The sequence below is a fragment of the Pseudomonas boreofloridensis genome (genome assembly GCF_030580795.1).
Classification (GTDB): Bacteria; Pseudomonadota; Gammaproteobacteria; order Pseudomonadales; family Pseudomonadaceae; genus Aquipseudomonas; species Aquipseudomonas boreofloridensis.
In genome coordinates this window covers 184,088-207,764 of record NZ_JAUQOQ010000001.1, presented here as the reverse complement: position 1 = coordinate 207,764, position 23,677 = coordinate 184,088, and the positions used below count along the sequence as shown (strand labels likewise).

The 23,677-nt window shown below is 64.0% G+C and carries 13 protein-coding genes; 10 read left to right on the top strand and 3 right to left on the bottom strand.

Features of this window, described 5'->3' with window-relative positions; genetic code table 11:
• Positions 1–3 precede the first annotated feature (3 nt).
• Positions 4–222 carry a hypothetical protein gene (locus Q6A47_RS00840; RefSeq protein ID WP_029614166.1) on the bottom strand — a complete coding sequence of 73 codons (219 nt, stop codon included), beginning with the start codon at positions 220–222 and terminating at the stop codon, positions 4–6.
• 154 nt (positions 223–376) lie between these two features.
• On the opposite strand from Q6A47_RS00840, the gene Q6A47_RS00835 reads away from it, so the two are divergent.
• On the top strand, positions 377–937 hold the full coding sequence (locus tag Q6A47_RS00835) for an NADPH-dependent FMN reductase (protein WP_039578546.1): 561 nt from the start codon (positions 377–379) through the stop codon (positions 935–937).
• Between the two features lie 68 nt (positions 938–1,005).
• Here the strand turns inward: Q6A47_RS00835 and phnX are convergent, their stop codons facing one another.
• Together phnX and Q6A47_RS00825 are read right to left on the bottom strand one after the other, a co-directional pair.
• A complete protein-coding gene (phnX, locus tag Q6A47_RS00830; protein WP_304482591.1) occupies positions 1,006–1,833 on the bottom strand; it encodes a phosphonoacetaldehyde hydrolase in 828 nt (275 codons plus the stop codon).
• A 32-nt stretch (positions 1,834–1,865) separates the two neighbouring features.
• Positions 1,866–2,972: a 2-aminoethylphosphonate--pyruvate transaminase gene (locus Q6A47_RS00825; protein ID WP_304482589.1), complete on the bottom strand. Its 1,107-nt coding sequence runs from the start codon at positions 2,970–2,972 to the stop codon at positions 1,866–1,868.
• Positions 2,973–3,083: 111 nt separating this feature from the next.
• Between Q6A47_RS00825 and Q6A47_RS00820 the strand changes: the two genes are divergently transcribed.
• From Q6A47_RS00820 to Q6A47_RS00780, 9 genes are all read left to right on the top strand, one after another.
• Positions 3,084–3,944 (top strand): LysR substrate-binding domain-containing protein, encoded by an 861-nt coding sequence (locus Q6A47_RS00820; protein WP_304482587.1) that lies wholly within the window; start codon positions 3,084–3,086, stop codon positions 3,942–3,944.
• Positions 3,945–4,028: 84 nt separating this feature from the next.
• Positions 4,029–8,501 carry an NEL-type E3 ubiquitin ligase domain-containing protein gene (locus tag Q6A47_RS00815; protein WP_304482586.1) on the top strand — a complete coding sequence of 1,491 codons (4,473 nt, stop codon included), beginning with the start codon at positions 4,029–4,031 and terminating at the stop codon, positions 8,499–8,501.
• Positions 8,502–8,569: 68 nt separating this feature from the next.
• Positions 8,570–9,598 carry an AraC family transcriptional regulator gene (locus Q6A47_RS00810; RefSeq protein ID WP_304482585.1) on the top strand — a complete coding sequence of 343 codons (1,029 nt, stop codon included), beginning with the start codon at positions 8,570–8,572 and terminating at the stop codon, positions 9,596–9,598.
• A 56-nt stretch (positions 9,599–9,654) separates the two neighbouring features.
• Positions 9,655–14,166, top strand: a complete 4,512-nt coding sequence (locus tag Q6A47_RS00805; RefSeq protein WP_304482583.1) for an NEL-type E3 ubiquitin ligase domain-containing protein — start codon at positions 9,655–9,657, stop codon at positions 14,164–14,166.
• A gap of 93 nt (positions 14,167–14,259) precedes the next feature.
• Positions 14,260–18,771 (top strand): NEL-type E3 ubiquitin ligase domain-containing protein, encoded by a 4,512-nt coding sequence (locus Q6A47_RS00800; RefSeq protein WP_304482581.1) that lies wholly within the window; start codon positions 14,260–14,262, stop codon positions 18,769–18,771.
• A gap of 124 nt (positions 18,772–18,895) precedes the next feature.
• On the top strand, positions 18,896–20,542 hold the full coding sequence (locus Q6A47_RS00795; protein WP_304482580.1) for an AMP-binding protein: 1,647 nt from the start codon (positions 18,896–18,898) through the stop codon (positions 20,540–20,542).
• A 12-nt stretch (positions 20,543–20,554) separates the two neighbouring features.
• Positions 20,555–21,322, top strand: a complete 768-nt coding sequence (locus Q6A47_RS00790; protein WP_304482579.1) for an SDR family NAD(P)-dependent oxidoreductase — start codon at positions 20,555–20,557, stop codon at positions 21,320–21,322.
• A gap of 12 nt (positions 21,323–21,334) precedes the next feature.
• Positions 21,335–22,528 (top strand): acetyl-CoA C-acyltransferase, encoded by a 1,194-nt coding sequence (locus Q6A47_RS00785; RefSeq protein WP_304482578.1) that lies wholly within the window; start codon positions 21,335–21,337, stop codon positions 22,526–22,528.
• 8 nt (positions 22,529–22,536) lie between these two features.
• Positions 22,537–23,664, top strand: coding sequence for an acyl-CoA dehydrogenase (locus Q6A47_RS00780; protein ID WP_304482577.1), 1,128 nt, complete (start codon positions 22,537–22,539; stop codon positions 23,662–23,664).
• Positions 23,665–23,677: the final 13 nt, after the last annotated feature.

The following is a 23,677-nucleotide window of genomic DNA, read 5'->3' as shown; positions in this document are numbered from 1 at the left end:
TGTTCACGGAATGCGCACGATCTCCACGCCGCTCTGAGCGAGCTCGAAGCGATCCTCGCCCAAGTAGTTGACGCGATCGCCGATGGCCAGGCGGTAGGTGGTGATCGGCGAGCCCAACGTGCTGCCGTCCGGCTGCAAGGTCGATTCCTGGAACTCGTGCACCGGGTAGATGCGGCCTTCGGCGTCGCGGGCATGGAATTGGCCGACCATTACTGCTGCCATGTGGATTGAAACCTCTGAAATATGGAGAAATATCTGTAGCCATAGACAAACGAGGAGGGTGGGAAGTTTTCCTGCGGCGGAAAAAAACCTTGGCCGGGAAACACGGTCATCTATAACTACACAGTCCCCCTTACCCCGCAGAGGATGCATTGCCATGAGTCAGGTCTATTCGGTCGCGGTCGTTGTCGGCAGCCTGCGCAAGGACTCCTACAACCGCAAGGTTGCACGTGCTCTATCTGAGCTGGCACCGTCCAGCCTTTCCTTGAAAATCGTCGAAATCGGCGATCTGGCGCTGTACAACGAGGACGTCGAGGCAGCGGGTGCGCCACAACCCTGGCAGCGCTTTCGCGATGAGATCCGCCGCTGTGATGCGGTCCTGTTCGTGACCCCGGAATACAACCGCTCCGTGCCGGGTGCGCTCAAGAATGCCATCGACGTGGGCTCACGACCCTATGGTCAGAGTGCCTGGAGTGGCAAGCCTGCGGCGGTGGTGAGCGTGTCGCCGGGTGCGATCGGTGGCTTTGGCGCCAACCACGCTGTGCGTCAGGCGTTGGTGTTCCTCGACATGCCTTGCATGCAGATGCCCGAGGCCTACATTGGTGGGGCGGCGACCCTGTTCGACGAGGCCGGCAAGCTCAATGACAAGACCCGTCCGTTCCTGCAGGGTTTCATCGACAAATTCGCCTCGTGGGTGAAGCTCAACCGCGCAGTCTGAGGGCCGCGGCTTGCGGCAGGTGAAGCGGCAGCGGTTCGATCCGCCTGCCGCTGTACCTCCAGACGCCCTCAACACGCCTGTGGCATCTCCCCTTCGGCCAGGCGCTGGTTGATATCGGCCACCACCTCTGGCAACTGGTTGAGGGTATCGATCAAATAGTGCGGGCGTGCGCTTTCGAATTGGGCGTGAATGCGCTGTCGCGCCTCATCCCGTTGTTGCGGCTCAAGGGCCTGGTACTGCTCCCAGGTCAGCCCCAGCGCGTTGCCGGAGCAGACCAGCGCCACGGTCCACATACCGGCGCGACGTCCCTCGAGAATGCCCGGCAGCGTATCATCGACTTTCACGCAGGCCGCCACATCCTCGATACCCAAGGCGATCACATTGGCCAGGGCTTGGGCTGGCCATGGGCGGCCCTGGGGCGTTTCGTCGGTGGCCACGACGTGGTCGGCGATGTAGCCGTTGCGCGCCGCCAGTTCCACCACTTTGTCCATCACCACCTTCGGGTAACCGGAGCAGGAGCCGATCTTCAGCCCGGCGCGCCGCAGTTCGCCAATGGTATCCAGTGCACCCGGTATCAACGCCGAATGCTCGGCGATCTTCTCGATCTGCAAAGGCATGAAGCGCTCGTAGAGGGCTGTGACGTCATTGTCCGTCGGCGTGCGGCCGAAGGCTCGGCGATAGCGCTCGGCGATCTGTGGAAGATCGCACAGGGCGCGGATATGGTCCCATTTGCCCATGCCCATGGGGCCGCGGGCCTCTTCGATGGACAGGAGAACACCGAATTCGGCGAATGCCTCCACGAAGATCTGGGTGGGCGCGAATGAGCCGAAGTCGACGACGGTGCCGGCCCAGTCGAGGACCGCTGCTTGCAGGTGTGTCGGGTTGCGGTAGTTCATTGAGGGGGTGTCCTGGGGTTCGGGGGCAGGGTTCAGATATCCACGACATGCATGTCGCGCAACGCCTGGGCGACAGCATCGACCGCGGCGTGCATCTGCGTGGGGCCGACTGCGCCGATGCAGCCAACGCGGAACGTCTCGACCTCGGTCAGCTTGCCGGGGTAGAGGATGAAACCTTTGGCCTTGACCCGCTCGTAGAAATCCTTGAACTGAAAGCGGGCATCTCGGGGAGCGTGGAAGGTGACGATGATCGGCGCCTGGCAGGCGCTTGGGAGGAAGCTGCGCAGGCCCAGCGTGGCCATGCCCTCGAGCAGGATCCTGCAGTTCTCCTGATAGCGAGCATGGCGCGCAGCCAATCCTCCTTCTTGCTGGTACTGCTCAAGCGCCGCCTGCAAGGCGGCCAGCACGTGCGTCGGTGGTGTGAAGCGCCATTGGCCCGTGCGCGCGAGGTACTGGTACTGGTCGTGCAGGTCCAGAACCAGGGATTGGGCGTTGCCCGCCGCAGCACTCAGTGCGTGTTTCTCGGCGAGGACGAAGCCCATTCCCGGCACCCCCTCCAGGCATTTGCCCGAGGCGGCGATCAGCGCCTCGAAGCGGACCTGACGGGCATCGATGGGTAGTGCGCCGAACGAGCTCATGGCGTCGATGATCAGGCCTCTGCCATGTGCGGCGACCACCTCGGCGATGTCGACCAGCGGGTTGAGGATGCCGGTGCTGGTTTCACAGTGAATCAGCGCCACATGGGTCAGCGTGGGGTCGTCGGCCAGTAGACGATCAACCTCGGCAGCGCAGGTCGGTCGAACCTCGTCGCTGCGCACTGGCGTGAAGCGACGACCCAGCACCTGGCAGATCTTCGCCAAGCGCTCACCGTACGCCCCGTTGATCAGCACCAGCACCTTGCCGTCGCGGGGCACCAAGGTGGCGATGGCCGCTTCGACGGCGAAGGTGCCGCTGCCTTGCAGGGGAACGCAGCAGTGACTGGCGCTCGCTTGAACAATGCCCAGTAACTGTTCGCACACGCTGGCTGTCATGGTGTTGAAGTCTGCGTCCCAAGAGCCCCAGTCCATCAACATGGCCTGGCGCGTGCGCGCAGTGGTGGTCAATGGGCCTGGGGTGAGAAGAATCGGGGCATCGCGCATTGTGCATCCTCGCGTGGCAGGGGCCAAAAATCGACGTGGTCAGGTTGCAATGGTGAAGCCTATCAATCAAATTGTTTGTAGGTATCCCAGCTATAAGTAAGGCCGATAGTTATGAATTTGTTTCAGCTTCGTGCGTTTGACGCCGTTGCGCGTGAGGGCAGCTTCACTCGCGCAGCAGAGCGTCTGTTCATCAGCCAGCCCGCGGTGACCGGACACGTCAAGGCGCTCGAAGAGCATTACCAGATCACGTTGTTACGACGCACTGCCCGGCGCGTGGAACTGACCGAGGAGGGCACGCGGCTGGCAGCTATCACGCGAGCGATGTTCGGCTTGGCCGAGGAAGCCCAGGTCATGCTCGAGGCCAATCGCCAGTTGTTGAGTGGGCGCCTGGAGGTGGCCGCCGATGGGCCGCATCGGGTGATGCCCATACTGGCCAAATTGCGCGAGCGCTATCCGGGTATCAGCGTCAACCTGCGCCTGGGCAATGCCCAGGACACCCTGGCGGCGCTGCTGGGCGAGCATGTCGATGTCGCTGTACTGACTGAAACCGAGCCGCGCAAGGGGCTATACCTGCAGCCGCTGTGTCAGTCGCGACTCTGCGTGCTGCTGCCGGTCGGCCACCGCTGGGCTGTTTCGCAGCAGGCGCTGCCGCTGTCCACGTTGGAGCAACAGGTCATGGTGCTGCGCGAGCCGAGTTCGGTCACTCGCCGCACCTTCGACAAGGCCTGCGCCATGGCCGGAATCCAACCCCAGGTGTTGCTGGAGCTGAGCAGTCGCGAGGCGGTCAACGAAGCCGTGGCCGCTGAATTGGGGATCGGCGTGGTGTCGTCCACCGAGTTGTCCCATGACCCCAGGTTGGTAGCGTTGTGTCTGACGGGCGAGGGGCTGGTCAATCAGCACTGGGTGGGCTGCCTGGATCGCCGACGCGAGCTGCGCCTGATCCAGGCGTTCATGGCATTGGCCGGTACGTGAAGGCGGTGGCGGGGCAGAGTTCCTGCTGAGCGCCCTGGCCGCGATCGGACAAGGTGGTGAGCGATCCCTCACCAGGAGCCTCACATGGCTAGCGCCGTCGCCTCACCCGATCACATCGACCGCTTCATTTCCGAACACATGCCCGACTGGCTGCATGCCGCGTCTGTCGAGCAGATTGCCGCGTTGCGCACCCGCTTCGACGACCACCGTGTGATCGAGCATCGATTGCAGCCCCTGTTCAAGAGTTTGGCAGCCCCCGAACCCTTCGCGCGCGAACGGCTGAGCGCGGTTCTGGAGCACACGTTCAAGGTCAAGGTCGACCTGCGTCATGCGATCTGGCGGGAGCGCTGGGACAGCTACAGCATGATGGGCGCTGAAGCGCTACGCGACCACTACACCTACGACACGGCCATGAGCCACCTGATGCAGAACTTCCCTTCAGGGTCGAGCTTCGATGCCAAGAGCGGGCTGATTGAACCGCGCCGCGGCGCTTCGGCCGCCGCCGCGGCCGTGGTGGTGGACAGTGCTCGACTGGCGCAGGCGTGCCGTACCGCCGATGTCGGCGCGCAGTACCAAACCTACCTGCAGACCTTCTTCAATGCATCGGTTAGCCAGTTGCTGGCGCAGGATCAGCGCAAGCGTCTGGCCCTGGCCGTCGAGCTTGCAGGCCTGCAGCAGGGCATCACCGAAGCCGATGTCGTCAACCTCAAGCACACCTTGGGCGAGCAGGCAGCGCCGAATCCCAGGCAGCCGGCGGTGGTCATCAAGCACTTGTCCGTGCTGGGGCACGCGCTCTTGGGCGCGCTGATCATCGAACTGTCCGATGCCGGATCGCAGCACATGGCCCGCCCCAGCGCCGGTTTGCTGCTCTACCTGCCCCACCATCCCCTGCAGCGCTTCGCCAATCTGGAGGACCTCAACGCCCATCTGGTGACCCTGTTGAGCGATCCTCGGCAGGCTCAGGCTCTGTTTGCCTTGATTGCGCTTGAGGCGAAAAGCCAGTGGCAACTGCTCCTGCGCAAACGCCTGAGCGATCCGGTCCCAGACTTGGAGGTGACCGGGCAGGCGGCCGGTGCTGAGCTGTTCGATGAACTCGCCAGGCTGCAGGTGGCGCGGATCAAGGAGGACGCTCGCTATTTGCTGGTGCCGGTGGCTGACGTTGACAGCCACGTCAGATTGCACCGTCTGCAGACCTTGCAGGAGGTCGGGTTGAACCTGCTGCAACTGGCTGCGGTGTTCGTGCCCCAGTTGGGACAGCTCATGCTGGCTGCGACCGTGGTTCAGGTGCTCGAGGAACTGTACGAGTCGGTGCACGACTGGTCGCGGGGACATCAGCATGAAGCCCTTGAACACATGCTAGGGGTGGCGGAGGTCGTCGCCGTGAACGCCCTGGGCGCTGCAGGGGGGGTGGCAGTGGCGCGTGGTTTCAAGCGCAGCGCATTCGTCGATGAATTGGTTCCGGTGGAGCCGGCCTCGGAGACGGCTAGCTTGTGGTCGCAAGATCTTGCACCGTTTCGCGTGGCACGCAAGCCGCCGCACGCATACCGTGGTGCAGACGGTTTGTATCATCACGGCGACCAGCGCTGGTGGCTGTACGAGGGGCATTTTCATCCCGTGCGTCGTGATCCGCTGACCCGTCAATGGCGCCTCGAGCGCACGGATGGCCAGCCAGGGTTCGCACCGGCGCTGCAATGGAACGGTGAGTACGGTTGGCGTCTGGCCTGGCAGCGGCCGCAGGAGTGGCACGGCGGCTTTGGCCTGTTGGAGCGTCTGTGGCCAGTGTCCTCGGAGCTGGACGCCGCGCGCATCGACTTGATCTTGAAGATCGCCGATATCGAGCATGCCGAACTACGTCGGTTGGTAAGTGAGCAGCGGCCGTTGCCGATGCAGTTGCGCGATACGCTACAGCGTTTCGCGGCCGATACCCGCATCGACAAGTTCTTCCTGGCCACTGGGCAAAAGCCGCAACTTCATGACATTCAGTTGTTCGAGTACTGCCTGGAGCAATTGCCCGTTGAGCAGCGCGCTGCACCACTGTGCACGCAAGCCATTCTGGACCAGGCGCCTGCGCTTCGACAGAAACTCATGGCGCACTTGAGCGAAAGCGCCTCGAAAGACGGTGCGATGGCGATCATCCAGCGGGACTTCCCCGGATTGCCCGATACCTATGCTGCGGCGCTCCTCGAGCAGGCCAGCACCCAGCAGCAGCAGCGGCTGAGGGTCAAGGGTAGCCTGGACCTGGCCCTGGCCGAGCGGGCCAGGCTGGCCTTGCAGCAGGCAAGGGTATGCCGCACCTTGCAGGGCCTCTACCTCAACAATGCCTATCATCCGGACCTGCCAACGTTGGTGTTCGCGCTGTTGCGCCAAGCGCCTGCCTGGCCGCCGGAGATCAATTTCCAGGTGCGCGAGGGTTCGGCACAAGGCAGGCTTGTCGCCGAGCTTTACCCTCAACAGGAGGGCGTGATGCCCAAGGTGCTGGTCTGGCGTGACGGGCAGATGTGGGTTCATGAAAACGGCGTACCGGTGTACCCCATGCCCCCGCAGCCCAGGGGGCTCGTCGAAACGCTGTGGCATTTCCTGCCGGAAGGCGATCGCACGCGCCTGGCGTGCTCTGGCGAGCACGGAGTTGCAGCCCTTCGCGCAGGACTGCAGCAGCGTCTACCCAGCGACCGCGCCACGCTCCACGAAATGATGGGCATCATGGCTTCAAAGCCCACCTTCCGTGCGCCGAAACCGTTGCCGGATCGGCGCTTCGGCTACCTGCTAAGTGGACGCGGGACCAGCAACCATCTTGCCGAGCGCACGTTGCAGGACCGCGTACGCAGCCTCTATCCAGGTTTCAGCGAGCGACAATTGGAGCTGTTCCTGCGAGTGCTGGACGAACAGCCTGGCTCGCCGTTCACGATTTTGCTGGATCTGGAGCGGGAGTTCTCCCGCTTGGAGCAGACCTTGGATCGCTGGGTAGAACGCACCGAAAGCGTGGCCCGCCGCCCGCAGCGGCGCAGGGTGGCAGACGAGCTCAAGCGCTGCTGGCGCTTTCAGGGGCAGGCGGGTCGGCCGCAGGCCAATGGCGATCCGGGCATGTTCATGGACCTCTCCGGTATCGCTGCGGGTGCCCTGCCAGACTTGAGCGGGCAGGACGGTTTCAGTCATGTCAGCGAAGTCAGTTTGGCGAACATGCAACTGCGTGATGTTCCTAGCAGCTTCCTGCAGGCGTTTCGCAGCCTGTTGACGCTGAATCTGGACAACAACTCGCTCACTGCGCTCCCGCAAGCGCTCAGCTACACCCGGCATTTGCGGGAACTGACCTTGTCACACAATGAGTTGCAGATGAACGATGCCAGCTTTGCACTGCTGACCGGTCTGCCGCGACTGCAAGTGCTGGACATGAGCGATAACCACTTTGGCAATTTCACCCTTGCGCTCGACCGTTTGCCGCGCCTGCGCCAATTGGGCTTGCGCGACGTCGGTCTGACCGAGGTGCCACGTTCGCTGGAGCATGCCGTGTCTCTGGAGTCCGTGGATTTACGCGACAACCAGATCAGCGACTTACCGCTCGCTCTGCGAACCCAGCGTCTGGATTGGCGGCGCAGGCTGTTGCTGGCCGGCAATCCGCTGCCGGAGGTCTACCGGGAGTTGTGGTTCGAGCCCAGCAGAACCTCCGACAGCGAGCTGAGCAGCGAAGGCGATGCCTTTCAGATCAGCCGCTGGATGGAGCATCTGGATACGACCCAGCGTGCCCTGCGCACGGCGCAGTGGAATCGCCTGCTGGCTGAAGCGGGCAGTGGCGACTTCTTCACCCTCGTCTCGGAACTGACCGAAACCAGTGACTTCCGCCTGGCCCGCGCTGATCTGGAGGCGCGGCTGTGGGCGATGTTCGACAGGCTCGAGCAACATACCACCTTACGCGAGCGCACCTTCGCCTTGGCCAGTGAGCCGCGTACCTGTGTCGACAGCGTCATCTCCAATTTCGGTTTGCTCGAGGTGAATATGCTCAGTGCCTCGGTGGAGGATGCCGCAGGCGCCGATACCGAAGCGCAGTTGTTGAGCCTGGCGCGTCGGTTCTTCCGCCTGGATCAAGTGCAAGCCTATGCGCTGCAGGACATGCGCCAACGCGAGGCCCGAGGGACCGATGTCGATCAGGTCGAGGTCAGCCTGGCCTACCGCGTGGGGCTGGCGCGCGAACTGGACCTGCCCGGCCAGGCGCGTACGTTGCAGTTCGAGACCATCGCCGATGTCAGTCAGCAGGACCTGAGCGCTGCCCAAGCCGCAGTCCGTGAGGCCGAAGCCAGCGACCGCCTGGCGCTGGACATCAGTCAACGGAGCTTCTGGTTCGATCATCTGCAACGGCGCCACAGGAGTGCATTCGACCTGATCCGCGAACCTTTCGCCGAGCAGATGGAGACGCTCTACGCTGATCGCCAGAGCATGACCGACGCGCAGTACGATGCCCAGGCCAAAGCCATTGCCAAGGCCTGTGACAGCGCGGTCCAGGCCAAGGCCTTGGCCTTGACGCAGCAGGCACTGGCCAAGGAGGCGGGCGAGGGGGGCGATTGAGCGCAGGGAGGCTGGTGTTTTTCTTCGTTGCCTCTAAGATGGCTCGCACAGGGCGATCTGGGCAGGCGATGAGCGAGAAAGACAGCATTTCCATGCAACTGGTGCGCGAGGCGCTGGTCCAGTCCTGCCCACAGGACGCTCCCGTGGCCGCGTTGCTGACCCGGGCCGGAATCGATCCGCAACTGCTGCAAGTGGCCAGCGCGCGGGTACCTGCCCGGGCCTATGCGCGGCTCTGGCGTCTGCTGGCGCGCCGCTGCAATGACGAGTTCTTCGCCATGGACCGAAGGGGTCTACGCAGCGGCAGTCTGGCCTTCATGTGCCGGGCGAGCAGGGTGCAGCCGAGTGTCGGTGAAGGGCTGGAGACATTGCTCGAATTTCTGACGTTGATGCTCGACGACCTGCAGCCCACCCTGGTGCGCCAGCACAGTCTGGCTGAAATTGTCTTGGGCGAGCCTCACGACGAGCCGCGCCGGGCGTTCACCTATTTCACCTTCTGGATGATCGTCCACGGGGTGGCGTGCTGGCTGGCCGGGCGGCGCATCCCTATTCTGGCCATTGAGCTGCGCTGCGCTGAGCCGCCTTTCTGCGACGACTATCGCGTGATGTTCTCGGAGAACCTGCAGTTCGACCGGCCCTGTACGCGCATGATCATCGCCGCGGACTGTCTGGCCCTGCCGATCCGCCGCACGCCCCAGGAGTTGCAGCGTTTTCTGGCCCAGGCGCCGGCCAACATCCTGGTCAAGTACCGCGATCCCGACAGCTTGGCGCGGCGTATACGCAGCGACCTGCTGCGCCTGCCCCCCGACGCCTGGCCAGACGCCGACGGTCTGGCGTCCCAACTGTGCCTGTCGGTATCGACGTTACGCCGCCGTCTCGCCGAGGAGGGGCAGACCTACCAGGGGCTCAAGGACAGCGCACGACGAGAGTTGGCGATTGCCTGGCTGAGCGAGTCGCAGGTGGCGATGGCCGAGATCGCCGAGCGTCTCGGGTTTGCCGATGCCAGTTCTTTTTACAAAGCCTTTCGCAAATGGTTCGGTTGCAACCCCGGGCACTACCGCACGCTGGTGCAGACCCGCCAGGCAAGCGATTCCGACTGATTTGCGCGAGAGACGGGGGCGAAGGTGGCGAGATTCCCACACCTGGATTGCCCGCCATGCAGCACGATTCGGTTCACGACAACATTTCCCACGCCACTGACCCATTCATCCAGCAGATCTTGCCTGACTGGCTGACCAAGGCCAGCGCGCAGCAACTGATGGACCTGCGCGATGCCTTCGCCGAGCATGGCAAGCATCGGCGTGCATTGACCCATCAGCTCTCTGCACTCGAACCGCTGGATCGCTTCGCCAGGCAGCGATTGACTGATGCGCTGCATTATCGATTGCAGTTGACCGTCGACCTGGACAAGGTGTGGTGGCGCGAACAACGCCGGCGATTCACCGTCAAGCCGGACCAGCTCCCGTCGGATGAGCCCTATTTTGTCTCGGAGCCGGCCTTGCCCAGGCTCATGCAGAATTTTTCCAGTGGCGAGTCTTTCTATGAGGGAACAGCGCTGATCTACCCGGCCAGCGCCCAGGCCGCATTGGCCGAAGTCGTGCTGACCCAGGACAGCGCTGGCGTGGTGAGTGTGTGCCGCGAGACCGATGTGGGGGCCGCTTACCAGGATCATCTGTCGACGGTATTCAATGCGCAGTTCATGCAAGACCTGGCGAACGACCTGCGCGCTTCTTTCGTGTTGGCCACACGGATTGCCGATGCTCGGCGGCAATTGCCGCAGGATGAGAAGCAACTGTTGCTCGACCTTGCGGCGGGCAGGCGCCCCCGGCATCGCTACGCCCGGTTCGTTCAATGCGCCGAGGTGCAAGTGCTCGGCGCCGCGCTGACGGGTGTGCTGGCGGTGGAGATGCGTGGGCGCATGGGGGGGCTGTACGCACTACCCATGTTGCCTCCGATCATCGGGGTTCTGCTGCTGATGCCCGAGGATGCCTTGCAACCGGTGCGGCATTTCATCAACTGGCGTGCAGTAAACGACTTTCTGCTCAGCCTGGCCAGGCAGCCTGAGACCTTGCAGGCGCTGTGCATGCATGTTTCTGTGTCGGCGCGGGCCGACTGGCTGGCCAGGTTGGAAAAGCGCCTGCTCGATCCGGAGCCCGACCTGGAACCGACCGTGGCTGCTCGCCAAGGGGCCTTGTTCGATGCCATGGCGCGGGTGCGGGTGTCGCGCATCCGCGACGATGCGCGAGCGCTGGCCGTCCCCACTGCCCAGGCCGATAGCGCCCACCGCGCTGGGCTGCAGCAGGCCCTGGTCTCGGCAGGCTGGAGCGTGATGGGGCTGGCCGGACTATTCGTGCCGGCCATAGGCACCTTGCTATTGGCCGATCTGCTTCGCCAGACCTTGAGCCAGTTGTGCGAGGGCGTCGTGCACTGGACCCTTGGTCATCGCTACGAGGCGGTGGAGCACCTACTGGGCGTTGCCGAGACCGTGGCGGTCAACGCCGCGCTGGCGGCAGGTGCGACGCTGGTGGCGCGACAGTTTGTGCGCAGCGACTTTGTCGAGAGCTTGGAGCCTGTCACCAACTCGCGCGGTGAGCGTCGCCTGTGGCGTAATGACTTGACGCCCTATCAGGCGCCGCCACCGCCGGCGGTATCGATCGCACTGGAAAACGGTTTGCACGGGGACGGCACACACCTGTGGTGGCGCACACGGGATGTGAGCTACAGGGTCTGGGCCGCAGGCAACAATGGGCCTTGGCGCCTGCTCGATGGCTCCGATGCGCAAGGCTTCGGCCCGGCGCTGGAGTCTAACGGCGAGCGTGCCTGGCGCTCGCAGTTCGAGCGTGCGCAGCAATGGTCGCAGACGACCTTGCTGGAGCGTCTGTGGCCAGCGGCAGAAGGCTTGAACGACGAGCAACAGCGCCAAGTGCTAGGCGTGGCAGGGATCGACGAGGTGCACTTGCGCGGCTTGATGGTCGAGGCTCGCCCAGTGCCGGTGCAACTGCGAGACACGCTTGAGCGGTTCGCTGTGCAGAACCGGATCGATGCCTTCTTTGCGCAGTTGGCCGAAGGAGATGCCGATCCAGCGCTGTGGCAGTTCTGCGTGGATCAGTTGGGCATTCAGGATGTATCCCAGAAGGCGCAGGCCGAAAGCCTGGCAGAGTCGGCGTACACCTTGCGTCCTCGCCTGCTTGAGCATTTCTCGCGGCGCTACCTGCGCACCGATTCCGTTCTGCACATACTGCAGCGTGATTTTCCAGGTCTGCCGGATGCCTATGCCCTGGCAGCACTCGAACGCGTGTCGATGAAAGACCGGGTCACCCTGCGCAGCAAGCAACGTATCCCCCTGGGCGTTGCACAGCACGCCCGCCAGATGCTCCAACTGGCAAGGCTGACGCGCATGCGTGAGGGGCTGTTCCTGCCCGACAGTCATGGACTGGGCGCGGTGGAGTTGATCTTCGCATTGTTGAACCGCTACGCGGACTGGCCCGCTTCGGTCACCCTGGAGCTGCGCCAGGGCACCTTCGCCGGGCACTTGCTCGGACGTCTGGCGGCCTTCGAATCGAGTACCACGACCCAGGTCATGGTTGCCGACCAGGGGGTGATGCGCCTGTACGACAGTCAGGGGGCCGCATCGAGCCTGGTTGTCGCACAGCCGCTTGGACTGTTCGAAGCGCTGTATGCCTGTCTGCCGCAGGCTGATCGCACGCGTCTGGCATTGCCTGTCACGGACGGTGCTCAAGCCTTGCGTCAGCGGCTGCGCAGTTGGCTGCCCAGCTCGCGCGTCGCGCTTCTGGCGTTGATGAACATCCGTGATGTCGGTGAACCGGTCAGCCCTCTGCGGCGCCTGCCTGATGGTCGCGTAGGGTATCTGCTCAGCGGTCGCCAAGCTGGCACCGGAACCTCTCGCGACCTGCTGCGCCGGCGTATCGGCGCTTTGTATAGCGAGTTCGACGACCATCAGGTCGAGTCCCACTTGAATGCGATGATGGCGAATCCGGAAACTGCCTACAGCGCCATGCTGGCCCTGGAAGAGCAGTACAGCCAGCTAGAGCAGCGACTGGCGCTGTGGGTGGACCGTGCCAGAACCTTACTCAACGCCCAAGCGCGCCGACAGGTTGCCAGCCAGTTGCGCAGGGCCTGGCGATTGAACGGTGAGGTCATTCTCGATGTGCACGGCAGGTCCTATGGCGTGCGCCTGAATCTGAGCGGTCTGCCGCTGCGCAGCCTGCCGGACCTGGGGGCAGACATCGATTTCAGCCACGTGGGAGAGTTGGTCCTGACGAACCTGGGGCTGGAGAGCCTACCGCCCGACTTCTTGAACTGCTTCAGCGAACTGCGTTGGTTGAATGTCAGCAACAATGCCCTGCGCCAGATTCCCGAAGCCTTGGCGCGCCTGCCCAAGCTGCGAAATCTGCGCATGGAGGCTAATCAGATCATCCTCAACAATGCCGGTGTGAGCACCCTGCGTACGCTGACCAGCCTGCGCACGCTGGATCTGAGTTTCAATCCCTTGGGTGCTGTCAGCCTGCAGTTGCGACCGCTGGTGCGTTTGCGTCAACTGAACCTGCGCAGTGCCAATCTACCCGCCGTGCCGGTCGATCTGGACTGGTGCGGGCTGTTGGAAAACGCCGACCTGCGCGATAACCACATTCATTCGTTGCCCCAGTCAATTCTCGAGTCCTCCCAATCCTTCATCCAGGCTTTGCGTCTGGAGGGCAACCCCCTGCCTGCTGCGATCAGGCGCCGTGTCGGTATCGTAGAACCGCTACCCGCGCAGGCTGGGGAGCAAGCGCTGCTGGTGGACGGTGCCCGCGACCTGTGGCTGGAGTCGCTCGAGGAGCCGCAACGCACCGTCCGCTGGGAGCAGTGGCAAGCCCTGCGGCAAGAGCCGCAGAGCGAAGAGTTCTTCAGGCTGCTTGCCGAAATGACCGTGACCAGTGATTTTCGCAAGATCCCAGCGGACCTGAGGCAACGGGTCTGGACGCTGGTCGAAGCGGCTAGCGAGAACACCACCTTGCGCAACGAGCTGTTTTCCCTGGTGGCCGATGAGCGTACGTGCGTGGACAGTGTCGCGTCCTGTTTCAGTGCTCTGGAAGTGCGCTTGTTCATCGCTCAGGAGGTGGGTAGCGTACGTGACCCGGTCATGGCGCGCGTGGCGTTGCTGCGTCTGGCGCGTCGGCTGTTTCGTCTGGAGCAGGTACAGAAAGCAGCGCTGGCCGACATCACTCAACGCCGGACACGTGGCCAGACGGTCGACGAGGTGGAGGTGATGCTGGCGTATCGCGTGGGGCTCGCGGCGCAACTCGAGTTGCCGGGACAACCACGCACCATGCAGTTCTCGGCCTTGGCCGAGGTCAGCGCAGACCAGTTGCGTCAAGTGGCCGCCGCAGTGCACGCAGCCGAGGCTGGCGAGGAACTGGCTCAGTCCATCAGTAAGCAAGACTTCTGGATCGACAATCTGGAGTCCGAGCATGCCGCTGCGTTCAACGCGGTGCGAGCGCCATTCTGGGAGCGCTTGGAGAAGCTGCACGTCACCCATTCGACGCGTGATGCGGTCTATCTGAGTCAAGTCGAGACCGTGGCGCACGAGCAGCGCGAAGCGATCGCCGCGTTGCGCTTGCGTCTGACCCGGGAAGCCTTGGCCGAGGTGGATGCCGGAGCAGGGTAAGCCCCATTCGAGCACCAATGTGTGACAGGTTTCCCGCTGCGGATGACACTCGCCTCTGGGCACTCTGGGCGTTTATCGCTCGAGGAACGTGCCATGTCACAATCACACGCTGCAAGTCCAGACGACGCTGCCCGCCTGCAGGCGGCCACCGATGCGTTCATCGGTGACGCCCTGCCTGCTTGGTTGCGCCGGGCGTCTGCGGCCCAGATCAACCGGCTGCGGGACCGTTTCGCGCAGCATCAGGCCAGCCAACGGCGCGTGCGCGCCGCCACGCTGGACCTGATTCCCCTGCAAGCCTTCGCGCAGCAGCGGCTGAGTACGCTGCTGCGCGATGGGGCGTCGTCGCAGGTGAAGCTCGAAGACCTGCAATGGCTGGAGGTCCGCCGCGAGTTTGGTCTACTGCCCGGCGTGCATTGGCCGTTCTACCGGCCTGTGACAGTTCGTGAGCCGGGGTTGCTGCGCCTGATGCAGAATTTCAGTGAGGGCGATGAGCTGTTGGCCGGTAGCGGATTGGTGGCGGCCGGCAGCGACACGCTGTTGTCCGATACACCCAGTGCGCTGGCCAATGCCTGTCGAGCGCTGGACGTCGGTTCACAGTATCAGCGTCAATTGCAGCAGGTTTTCGATGCTGCTACCTGTGCCAGCCTGGCTGACGACAAGCGTGCCGGGTTGAGCTTGGCGGCAGAGATCGCAGCGCTCAAAGGTCAATTGAGCGCTTACGAGCAGATCGCGCTGGACGAGGTCGCGCGTGGACACCGCGACGCCAACGAGCAGGGGCTGCGGGGCTATCCTGGATTGTTGAGCCTCCTTGGCTGCACCACCAACGGCGCCATGGTCATTCTGCTGCGCGACAGCGAAGGTCAAGCGCAAGGGCTGGTGCTGTATCTGCCCAGTGATCCGGAGCGGGCCATCGAGCGCTTCGCTGATTGGCACACACTGGCCGTAACCTTGGTGCAGCGCCTGCGCGAACCTGTCTACCGCGAACGTTTCAGCCGCCTGATCGCCCTGCGCGAACGGCCGGCGTTTCTTCGGTTGTTGGCGACTCGCCTGAGTGACCCGCGTCCGGACCTGGCGCTGGAGGGCGTAACCCCTGAGGGGGATGTGTTCGTGCAGTGGGTGCATCGACAGGTGCAGTGCATTCACGACGATGCACGGCTGCTGCTGGTGCCGACCGCCGATGCCGACCGCACTGGCCGAGTCCAGCGCTTGCAAGCCTGGACGTCGGCCGGGCTTGGATTGGTCAATCTGGCCGGTCTGTTCATTCCCGGTGTCGGCGAGTTGCTGCTGGGACTGCTTGCGGCGCAGACCCTGTCGCAGGTTTACGAGGGTGCCCGGGATTGGCTGCAGGATCACCAGCATGAAGCGCTGGAGCATATGCTGGGTGTTGCCGAAACACTGGCGGTCGCGGCCGTGGTTACCACCGGGGCGACCCTGGTCGCACGCGGCTTCCAGCGCAGCGCCTTCGTCGACAGCCTGGAGCCGGCGAGCCTGGGCAGCGGCCGTCACCGTCTATGGTGTACCGACCTGTCACCTTATCGATCCCGCGCCGATGGCGCCGAATTGCTCGCTGACGGCTCCTATGGACGAGAGGGGCGGCGCTGGATCTACGACGCCACCGACTGCTTCGAGATCCACCGTCCCGACCCGCAGGGTCCATGGCGTCTGCGTCATCCGCAGCAGTCTGAGGCGTTCGGACCGGTGGTCGATTTCAATGGCGAGCGCTGCTGGCGACTGCGTCGAGCACGCCCGTTGGAGTGGGGCGACGAAGCGCGCATGCTTGCGACGCTGTGGCCATCGACCACGGCCCGCAGTGCCGAGGACGCCAGAGCGATCATCCAGGCCGCCAGGGTTGATGCCGACGAACTGCGTGGCCTGTTGGTCGGCAATCGCAGGCTGCCGGTCAATCTGCACGATACCCTGCGCCGCTTCGACGCCGATGCGCGTACGCAGCGATTTTTCGCCAGCCTGCAGGAAGGCAGCGACGCTGTGGAAGGTGATGAGGTGATTCAGCGCTGGTGTCTGGCCCAGCCGTCACTGGTGGGTCTGAACGCCGACGGATTGCGCCAGGCGCTTGTGCAACAGCAGACTGCACTGCGCAAGGCGCTGTTCGATCACCTCAGTGAGGTTGTGCTGCCCGCTGACGACGCGCTGCTGGGACAGGTGCGCCGTGATTTTCCGGGCTTGCCGCCAGCCTATGCTGCGCAGGCAGTGGCGCAGGCCAGCGCCACCCAACGGCTGCTGGCAAGTAGCGAGCAGCGGGTGCCGTTGGCTATTGCCCAGGGCGCCCGATCCCTGTTGCGTCTGGCCAGGCTTAGTCGTGCTGTACAAGGTTTATTCCTGGCCAATGCCACGTGCGCGGAGACGGGCGAGTTGGTCCTGGCGCTGTTGCGCCAAGTGCCTAATTGGCCTTCCTCGATCAACCTGCTGCTGCGCGATGGCAATGGTCGGCAATTGGCGATTATGAATCCGGCGGGCAGTGCCCAGGCGTATACGGAGCTCATGGTACGGGAGGGACGCGTATCGCTGCACGATGCTCAGGGACGTACGCTCGAGGTGGAGGTGGAAGAGCCCGCAGGCTTCTGCGAGGCGATCAGCGCGCTGTTGTCGCCTGCGCAACTGGAATCGTTGGTCACTGCGCCTGGTACAGCTACCGAACGCTTGCGTCAGGTGTTGATCGGTCAACTGCCCGCTTCCGATACGCAACTGATCCGCCTGTTGGGCTGGCCGACCCAGGCGCGTTGGATCAATCCAGGACAGCGGTTACCCGACGGTCGAGTCGGCTACCTGCTCAGCGGCCGCCGCCCTGGCGGTTCGCGCGGCGCGGTACCGGCGCTCAGCAACGCGATCCGCGCACTCTATCCCAGTTTCGACGACGCCCAGGTGACCCGCTATCTGCGCCGCCTGCTGTTATCGTCATCTTCGCCGATGAGCGCATTGTTGCAGGCACAGGAGGCCTATCAGGATCTCGATACGGCCCTCAATGGATGGCAAGACGCTGAACTGAACGAATCGAGAAGCGTGCTGCGTGGCCGGGTGGCTGATCGGCTGCGCCGTATCTGGCGCATGGAGGATAACTCCATTTCATCGACCTCCCATACGCCTGCCAACGTGCGTCTGGATTTCAGTGGCCTGGCGCTGCGAACCCTGCCCGCGTTTCCCAGTACCGTGTCGTTCGAGCCGGTGACCGAACTGGTCTTGACGGACATGCAGATCAACGCTGTTGTACCCCAGTTCCTGCAAGCCTTCCCGCGTCTGCGGCGACTGACCCTCAATCGCAACCAACTGCTGGCGATACCTTCTGGGATAGGCTATCTCGTGGAACTGCAGACATTGCGCCTGGCGCACAACCAGGTGCGCATGAATGCCCAGGGTCTGGCGGTGCTCAGCGGTCTGCCGAACCTTGAGGTGCTGGACTTGAGTGACAACCCCGTGGGATTCGTCCAGTTGCGCTTCAATCAGCTTTCCCACCTGCGCGAGCTTTTCCTGCGCCATTGCAATATGACCACTTGGCCTTTCGGCTTGCAGTTGTGCGGGGCGCTGCAGCGGGTCGATCTACGCGACAACCAACTGATGTCGCTGCCCGACGACATCATGATGATGCCGTTGTCCTATCGCAGAGCGTTTCTGCTCGAGCGTAACCCCATGCCTAGTCGCGAACTCGTCAGGCTTTACAGTGTGCAGGACTACGACCGGCTGCATGACATCGATGAGGGGGATTCAGAGCCTGAGCGCCAGGAGGGTGCAGGCCACTGGCTGGCGTATCTTGAGCCCGAGCAGCGCCTCACGCTGCAGACGCAATGGGACATGCTGCAAGCGCTGCCGGGCAGTGACAGTTTCTTCGCGCTGCTGGACGAGTTGTACTCCACGGCCGACTTCGTCGCACACCACGCCTACCTCACCGGTAGGGTGACGTGGATGGTGGGCGTGCTGGCGGAGGATGCGCCGTTACGTGACACGGTCTTCGAGCGGGTATCGGACAGCCCGACTTGCGCGGACGGCCTGGCCGAGCGGTTCAGCGAGCTGTTGCTACAAGTGGAGGTGGCCAGGGCTAACCGCTACGGTGCGGTACAGGAACGAGGTGCTCGGCTGATCCACTTGGGGCGGCAGTTGTACCGCTTGGGGCAAGTGGACCGTATCGCCCGCCAGGTGATCGCCGGCCGGCGCCAGACCGGCCGCGATGTCGATGACCTCGAAGTGATCCTGTTCTATCGGATACAGCTTGCCGAGTCCCTGGATTTGCCATTGCAGCCGCGTTCGATGCGTTACGAGAGCGTGGCTGACGTCAGCCCGTCGCAACTGGATGAGGCGTTGAAGACCGTGCTCGCTGCCGAGACTGAGCAAGCGCTCGTCGAGTATCTGGTGCAGCAAGAATTCTGGCGAACGTACCTGCAGGAGCGACATGACCGGGTATTCGCTTCGGTCACCCAGGACTTCGCTGCCCGGGGCGAGGCCATCGATGAAGCGAGCGAGCAACTGTCCAGCCAGCAATACACCGCGCGTTGGGATGCGCTGAAGAGCGAGCGGGAGGCCACCCTCGATGCGCTGGTCATGGAGTTGACCCTTGAAGCCCTGGCCGGTCTTGCGCCCAGGCACAGCGGGAGCTGAACGCGAGCACGGCCATAACGCTCAACCACATTGACAGCTTTGGCCATTGTCGGCCCTGGCTGGCAGCGCCAACATCGTCGGACCCCCTGTCTCTTGCTCCCATAACAACAACAGGAGTCCGACGATGCGTGACCATGCCGAAGCCGTGCGCGCCTTCGACTATGCCCGAACGGCCGAGGAGGCCTTGCACGGCACCCTCCAGCGTCTCAATGCCTGTTTCGAATGCTGTGATCGACACGTCGGTGCCGACCGGATCGCGCTGATTTGCGAGGACCGCGACGGCACTACCCGTCGCTACAGTTTCGAACAGTTGCAGGCGCAGTCGCAGCGTTTTGCCACGGTGCTCAAGGATCGCGGGGTCGGCGCCGGCGACCGGGTCGCCGGGCTGATGCCGCGCACGGTCGAGTTGCTGGTGACCATCCTGGCCACCTGGCGCCTGGGGGCGGTCTATCAACCGCTGTTCACGGCCTTCGGGCCCAAGGCCATCGAGCACCGCCTGGAGCAGTCTCATGCCCGTGTGGTGGTGACCGATCGGCACAACCGCCCCAAGCTCGACGGACTGTCGTGCGAGCCGGCAATCATCACCGTGGGCGCTGCGGCGGGCGAGCCCGACTTCGCCCAATTGCGCAACGCCGCCGAGCCCCTGCGCGAGGCGGTGATGCGCAGCGGCAATGACCCCTTCCTGCTGATGTTCACCTCCGGTACTACCGGCCCTGCCAAGCCGCTGGAAGTGCCGCTGCGCGCCATCGTGGCGTTTCAGGGCTACATGCGCGAGGCCATCGACCTGCGCCCGGAGGACAACTTCTGGAACCTGGCCGATCCTGGCTGGGCCTATGGACTCTACTACGCGGTCACCGGCCCGCTGGCCCTGGGGCATGCCACCACGTTCTACGATGGTCCATTCAGCGTCGAGAGCTGCGCGCGGGTGATCGACAAGCTGGGCATCAGCAACCTGGCTGGATCGCCCACGGCTTATCGCCTGCTGATCGCGGCTGGCAGCGCCTTTTCGGCGCCGATCAAAGGCCGTCTTCGCGTGGTCAGCAGCGCCGGTGAACCACTCAATCCCGAGGTGATCCGCTGGTTTGCCGACGAACTGGGCGTGACCATCCATGACCACTACGGGCAGACCGAACTGGGCATGGTGCTGTGCAACCACCATGGTCTGGCCCATCCAGTCCACATGGGTTCGGCCGGCTACGCCGTGCCGGGGCATCGCATCGTGGTGCTGGACGAGGGCTACAACGAGCTGGCGGCGGGCCAACCCGGCGTGCTGGCGGTGGACCGCGAGCAATCGCCGCTGTGCTGGTTCGACGGCTATCACGGGGTGCCGACCAAAGCCTTCGTCGGCAAGTACTACTTGTCCGGCGACACCGTCGAGCTCAACCCCGACGGCAGCATCAGCTTCGTCGGGCGCAACGACGATGTGATCACCACCTCCGGCTATCGCGTCGGTCCGTTCGATGTGGAAAGCGCGCTGATCGAGCATCCGGCGGTGGTCGAGGCCGCCGTGATCGGTAAGCCCGATCCTGAGCGCACCGAGCTGATCAAGGCATTCGTGGTGTTGAGCGCGGGCCATGGCCCGAGCCCGGAACTTGAGGAAACCCTGCGTCAGCATGTGCGTCAGCGGCTTTACGCCCACGCCTACCCACGCGAAATCGAATTCGTCGCAGAGCTGCCCAAGACCCCCAGCGGCAAGCTGCAACGCTTCATCCTGCGCAACCAGGAAATCGCCAAGCAACAGGCTGCGCAGACCCCCGCTGCCAGCGCCTGAAGGAAGCTATCCATGAACCTAAAGAACTCCCATTTCATCGTCACCGGCGCCGCTTCGGGCCTGGGTGCGGCCACCGCGCAATCGCTGGTGGAGGCGGGCGCCCGCGTGATGCTGGTCGATCTCAATGCCCAGGCGGTCGAGGCCAAGGCGCGCGAACTGGGTGACAATGCCCGTTTCGCGGTGGCCGACATCAGCGACGAGCAGGCGGCGCAGGCCGCCGTAGCGGCAGCACTGAACGCGTTCGGTAGCCTGCAAGGGCTGGTCAACTGCGCCGGTATCGTCGGCGCCGAGAAGGTCTTGGGCAAGGAGGGGCCGCATGCCCTGGCCAGCTTCGCCAAGGTGGTCAGCGTCAACCTCATCGGCAGCTTCAACATGCTGCGCCTGGCCGCTGCGGCCATCAGTGAAAGCCCTGCCGAGGACGGCGGCGAGCGTGGCGTCATCATCAACACGGCGTCCGTGGCCGCCTATGATGGCCAGATCGGCCAGGCAGCCTATGCCGCCTCGAAGGGGGCGGTGGCCAGCCTGACCTTGCCCGCCGCGCGCGAGCTGGCGCGCTTCGGCATCCGCGTGATGACCATTGCCCCGGGCATCTTCGAAACACCGATGATGGCCGGCATGACCCAGCCGGTCCGCGACTCGCTGGCCGCTGGCGTGCCATTCCCGCCACGCCTGGGGCGGCCAGATGAGTACGCTGCGCTGGTCCGACACATCATTGAGAACAGCATGCTCAACGGCGAGGTGATTCGCCTCGACGGCGCGCTGCGCATGGCTGCCAGATAAGGAGAACGCTACATGGCCCTCGCCAACGATCCCATCGTCATCGTCAGTGCCGTGCGTACGCCCATGGGCGGGCTGCAGGGCGATCTGAAGAGCCTCACGGCGCCGCAATTGGGCAGTGCCGCGATCCGCGCCGCCGTGGAGCGCGCCGGCCTGCAACCCGACAGTGTCGAGCAGGTGCTGTTCGGCTGCGTGCTGCCCGCCGGGCTCGGCCAGGCACCGGCGCGACAGGCTGCCCTGGGCGCCGGTCTGGACAAGCACACCACCTGCACCACCTTGAACAAGATGTGTGGCTCTGGCATGCAGGCGGCCATTTTGGCCCATGACCTGTTGTCGGCCGGCAGTGCCGAGGTGGTGGTGGCCGGTGGCATGGAAAGCATGAGCAATGCGCCGTATCTGCTGGACAAGGCGCGGGCCGGTTACCGCATGGGGCATGGCCGGATCCTCGACCACATGTTCCTCGACGGTCTGGAGGACGCCTACGACAAGGGCCGTTTGATGGGCACCTTCGCCGAGGACTGCGCCCAGGCCAACGGCTTCGATCGCCAGGCGCAGGATGCCTTCGCCATCGACTCGCTGACCCGTGCACAAGCGGCGATCGACCACGGCCGTTTCGCTGATGAGATCGTTGCGGTGGAGGTGACCGACGGCAAACAGAAACGGCTGGTGGAGCACGACGAGCAGCCGCCCAAGGCGCGTCTGGACAAGATCGCTCAGCTCAAGCCAGCCTTTCGCGACGGCGGTACGGTCACGGCGGCGAACGCCAGTTCCATTTCCGACGGCGCAGCGGCGCTGGTGATGATGCGTCGCAGCGAGGCCGAGAAACGGGGCCTGCGACCGCTGGCAGTGATCCACGGGCATGCGGCGTTTGCCGACAGTCCGGCGCTGTTTCCCACCGCGCCGATCGGGGCCATCGAGCGGCTGGTCGAACGCACCGGCTGGCGCCTGGCCGAGGTGGACCTGTTCGAGATCAACGAAGCCTTTGCCGTGGTGACGCTCGCGGCCATGAAGCATCTGGACCTGCCCCGCGACAAGGTCAATATCCATGGCGGCGCCTGTGCCCTGGGTCACCCCATCGGCGCGTCGGGCGCGCGCATTCTGGTGACCCTGCTCTGGGCGTTGCGCCAGAACAATCTGCGCCGCGGCATCGCGGCCATCTGCATCGGCGGCGGCGAAGCCACGGCGATGGCGGTCGAATGCCTGTACTGAGGTGAACCATGCTGGTAACTGACGAGCAACAACAGATCGTCGACGCGGTGAAGGACTTCGCTCAGGAACGGCTCAAGCCGTTCGCTGAACAATGGGACAAGGCGCATCGCTTCCCGCGCGAGGCCATCGAGGAAATGGCCGGGCTGGGCCTGTTCGGCATGCTGGTGCCGGAGCAGTGGGGGGGGAGCGACACCGGTTATGTCGCCTACGCCCTGGCGCTGGAGGAGATCGCCGCCGGCGACGGCGCCTGTTCGACCATCATGAGCGTGCACAACTCGGTGGGATGCGTACCGATCCTGCGCTTCGGCACCGATGAGCAGAGAGCGCAATTCCTTGTCCCGCTGGCCAGCGGCAGCATGCTTGGGGCTTTCGCCCTGACCGAGCCGCAGGCGGGCTCCGACGCCAGCAGCCTGAAAACCCGTGCCCGCCGCGACGGCGATCATTATGTATTGAGCGGCAGCAAGCAGTTCATCACCTCAGGCCAGAACGCCGGGGTGGTGATCGTGTTCGCCGTCACCGACCCCGACGCCGGCAAGCGCGGTATCAGCGCCTTCATCGTGCCCACTGACGCGCCGGGTTATCAGGTGGCGCGGGTCGAGGACAAGCTCGGCCAGCATGCCTCGGACACCTGTCAGATCGTTTTCGATAATGTGAAGGTGCCAGTGGCCAATCGCTTGGGCGAGGAGGGTGAGGGCTATCGCATCGCGTTGGCCAACCTGGAGGGCGGACGCATCGGCATCGCCGCACAGGCCGTAGGCATGGCCCGCGCCGCGTTCGAGGTCGCCCGTGACTATGCACGCGAACGGCACAGTTTCGGTAAGCCGCTGCTCGAACACCAGGCCGTGGCTTTCCGCCTGGCCGACATGGCCACGCGCATCGCCGTGGCCCGGCAGATGGTGCTGCATGCCGCCGCCATGCGCGATGCCGGGCGCCCCGCATTGGTCGAGGCGTCGATGGCCAAGCTGTTCGCTTCGGAAATGGCTGAGAAGGTCTGCTCCGACGCCTTGCAGACGCTCGGTGGATATGGCTATCTGAAAGACTTCCCGCTGGAGCGTATCTACCGCGACGTGCGGGTGTGCCAGATCTACGAAGGCACCAGTGACATTCAGCGCATGGTCATTGCGCGCAACCTTTGAAGGAGCAGCTTGC

What these genes read in the sequence shown, in the direction of transcription:
- Q6A47_RS00840 (WP_029614166.1), bottom strand. Translation starts at nt 222, where the DNA reads ATGGCAGCAGTAATGGTCGGCCAATTCCATGCCCGCGACGCCGAAGGC.
- Q6A47_RS00835 (WP_039578546.1), top strand. Translation starts at nt 377, where the DNA reads ATGAGTCAGGTCTATTCGGTCGCGGTCGTTGTCGGCAGCCTGCGCAAG.
- phnX (WP_304482591.1), bottom strand. Translation starts at nt 1,833, where the DNA reads ATGAACTACCGCAACCCGACACACCTGCAAGCAGCGGTCCTCGACTGG.
- Q6A47_RS00825 (WP_304482589.1), bottom strand. Translation starts at nt 2,972, where the DNA reads ATGCGCGATGCCCCGATTCTTCTCACCCCAGGCCCATTGACCACCACT.
- Q6A47_RS00820 (WP_304482587.1), top strand. Translation starts at nt 3,084, where the DNA reads ATGAATTTGTTTCAGCTTCGTGCGTTTGACGCCGTTGCGCGTGAGGGC.
- Q6A47_RS00815 (WP_304482586.1), top strand. Translation starts at nt 4,029, where the DNA reads ATGGCTAGCGCCGTCGCCTCACCCGATCACATCGACCGCTTCATTTCC.
- Q6A47_RS00810 (WP_304482585.1), top strand. Translation starts at nt 8,570, where the DNA reads ATGAGCGAGAAAGACAGCATTTCCATGCAACTGGTGCGCGAGGCGCTG.
- Q6A47_RS00805 (WP_304482583.1), top strand. Translation starts at nt 9,655, where the DNA reads ATGCAGCACGATTCGGTTCACGACAACATTTCCCACGCCACTGACCCA.
- Q6A47_RS00800 (WP_304482581.1), top strand. Translation starts at nt 14,260, where the DNA reads ATGTCACAATCACACGCTGCAAGTCCAGACGACGCTGCCCGCCTGCAG.
- Q6A47_RS00795 (WP_304482580.1), top strand. Translation starts at nt 18,896, where the DNA reads ATGCGTGACCATGCCGAAGCCGTGCGCGCCTTCGACTATGCCCGAACG.
- Q6A47_RS00790 (WP_304482579.1), top strand. Translation starts at nt 20,555, where the DNA reads ATGAACCTAAAGAACTCCCATTTCATCGTCACCGGCGCCGCTTCGGGC.
- Q6A47_RS00785 (WP_304482578.1), top strand. Translation starts at nt 21,335, where the DNA reads ATGGCCCTCGCCAACGATCCCATCGTCATCGTCAGTGCCGTGCGTACG.
- Q6A47_RS00780 (WP_304482577.1), top strand. Translation starts at nt 22,537, where the DNA reads ATGCTGGTAACTGACGAGCAACAACAGATCGTCGACGCGGTGAAGGAC.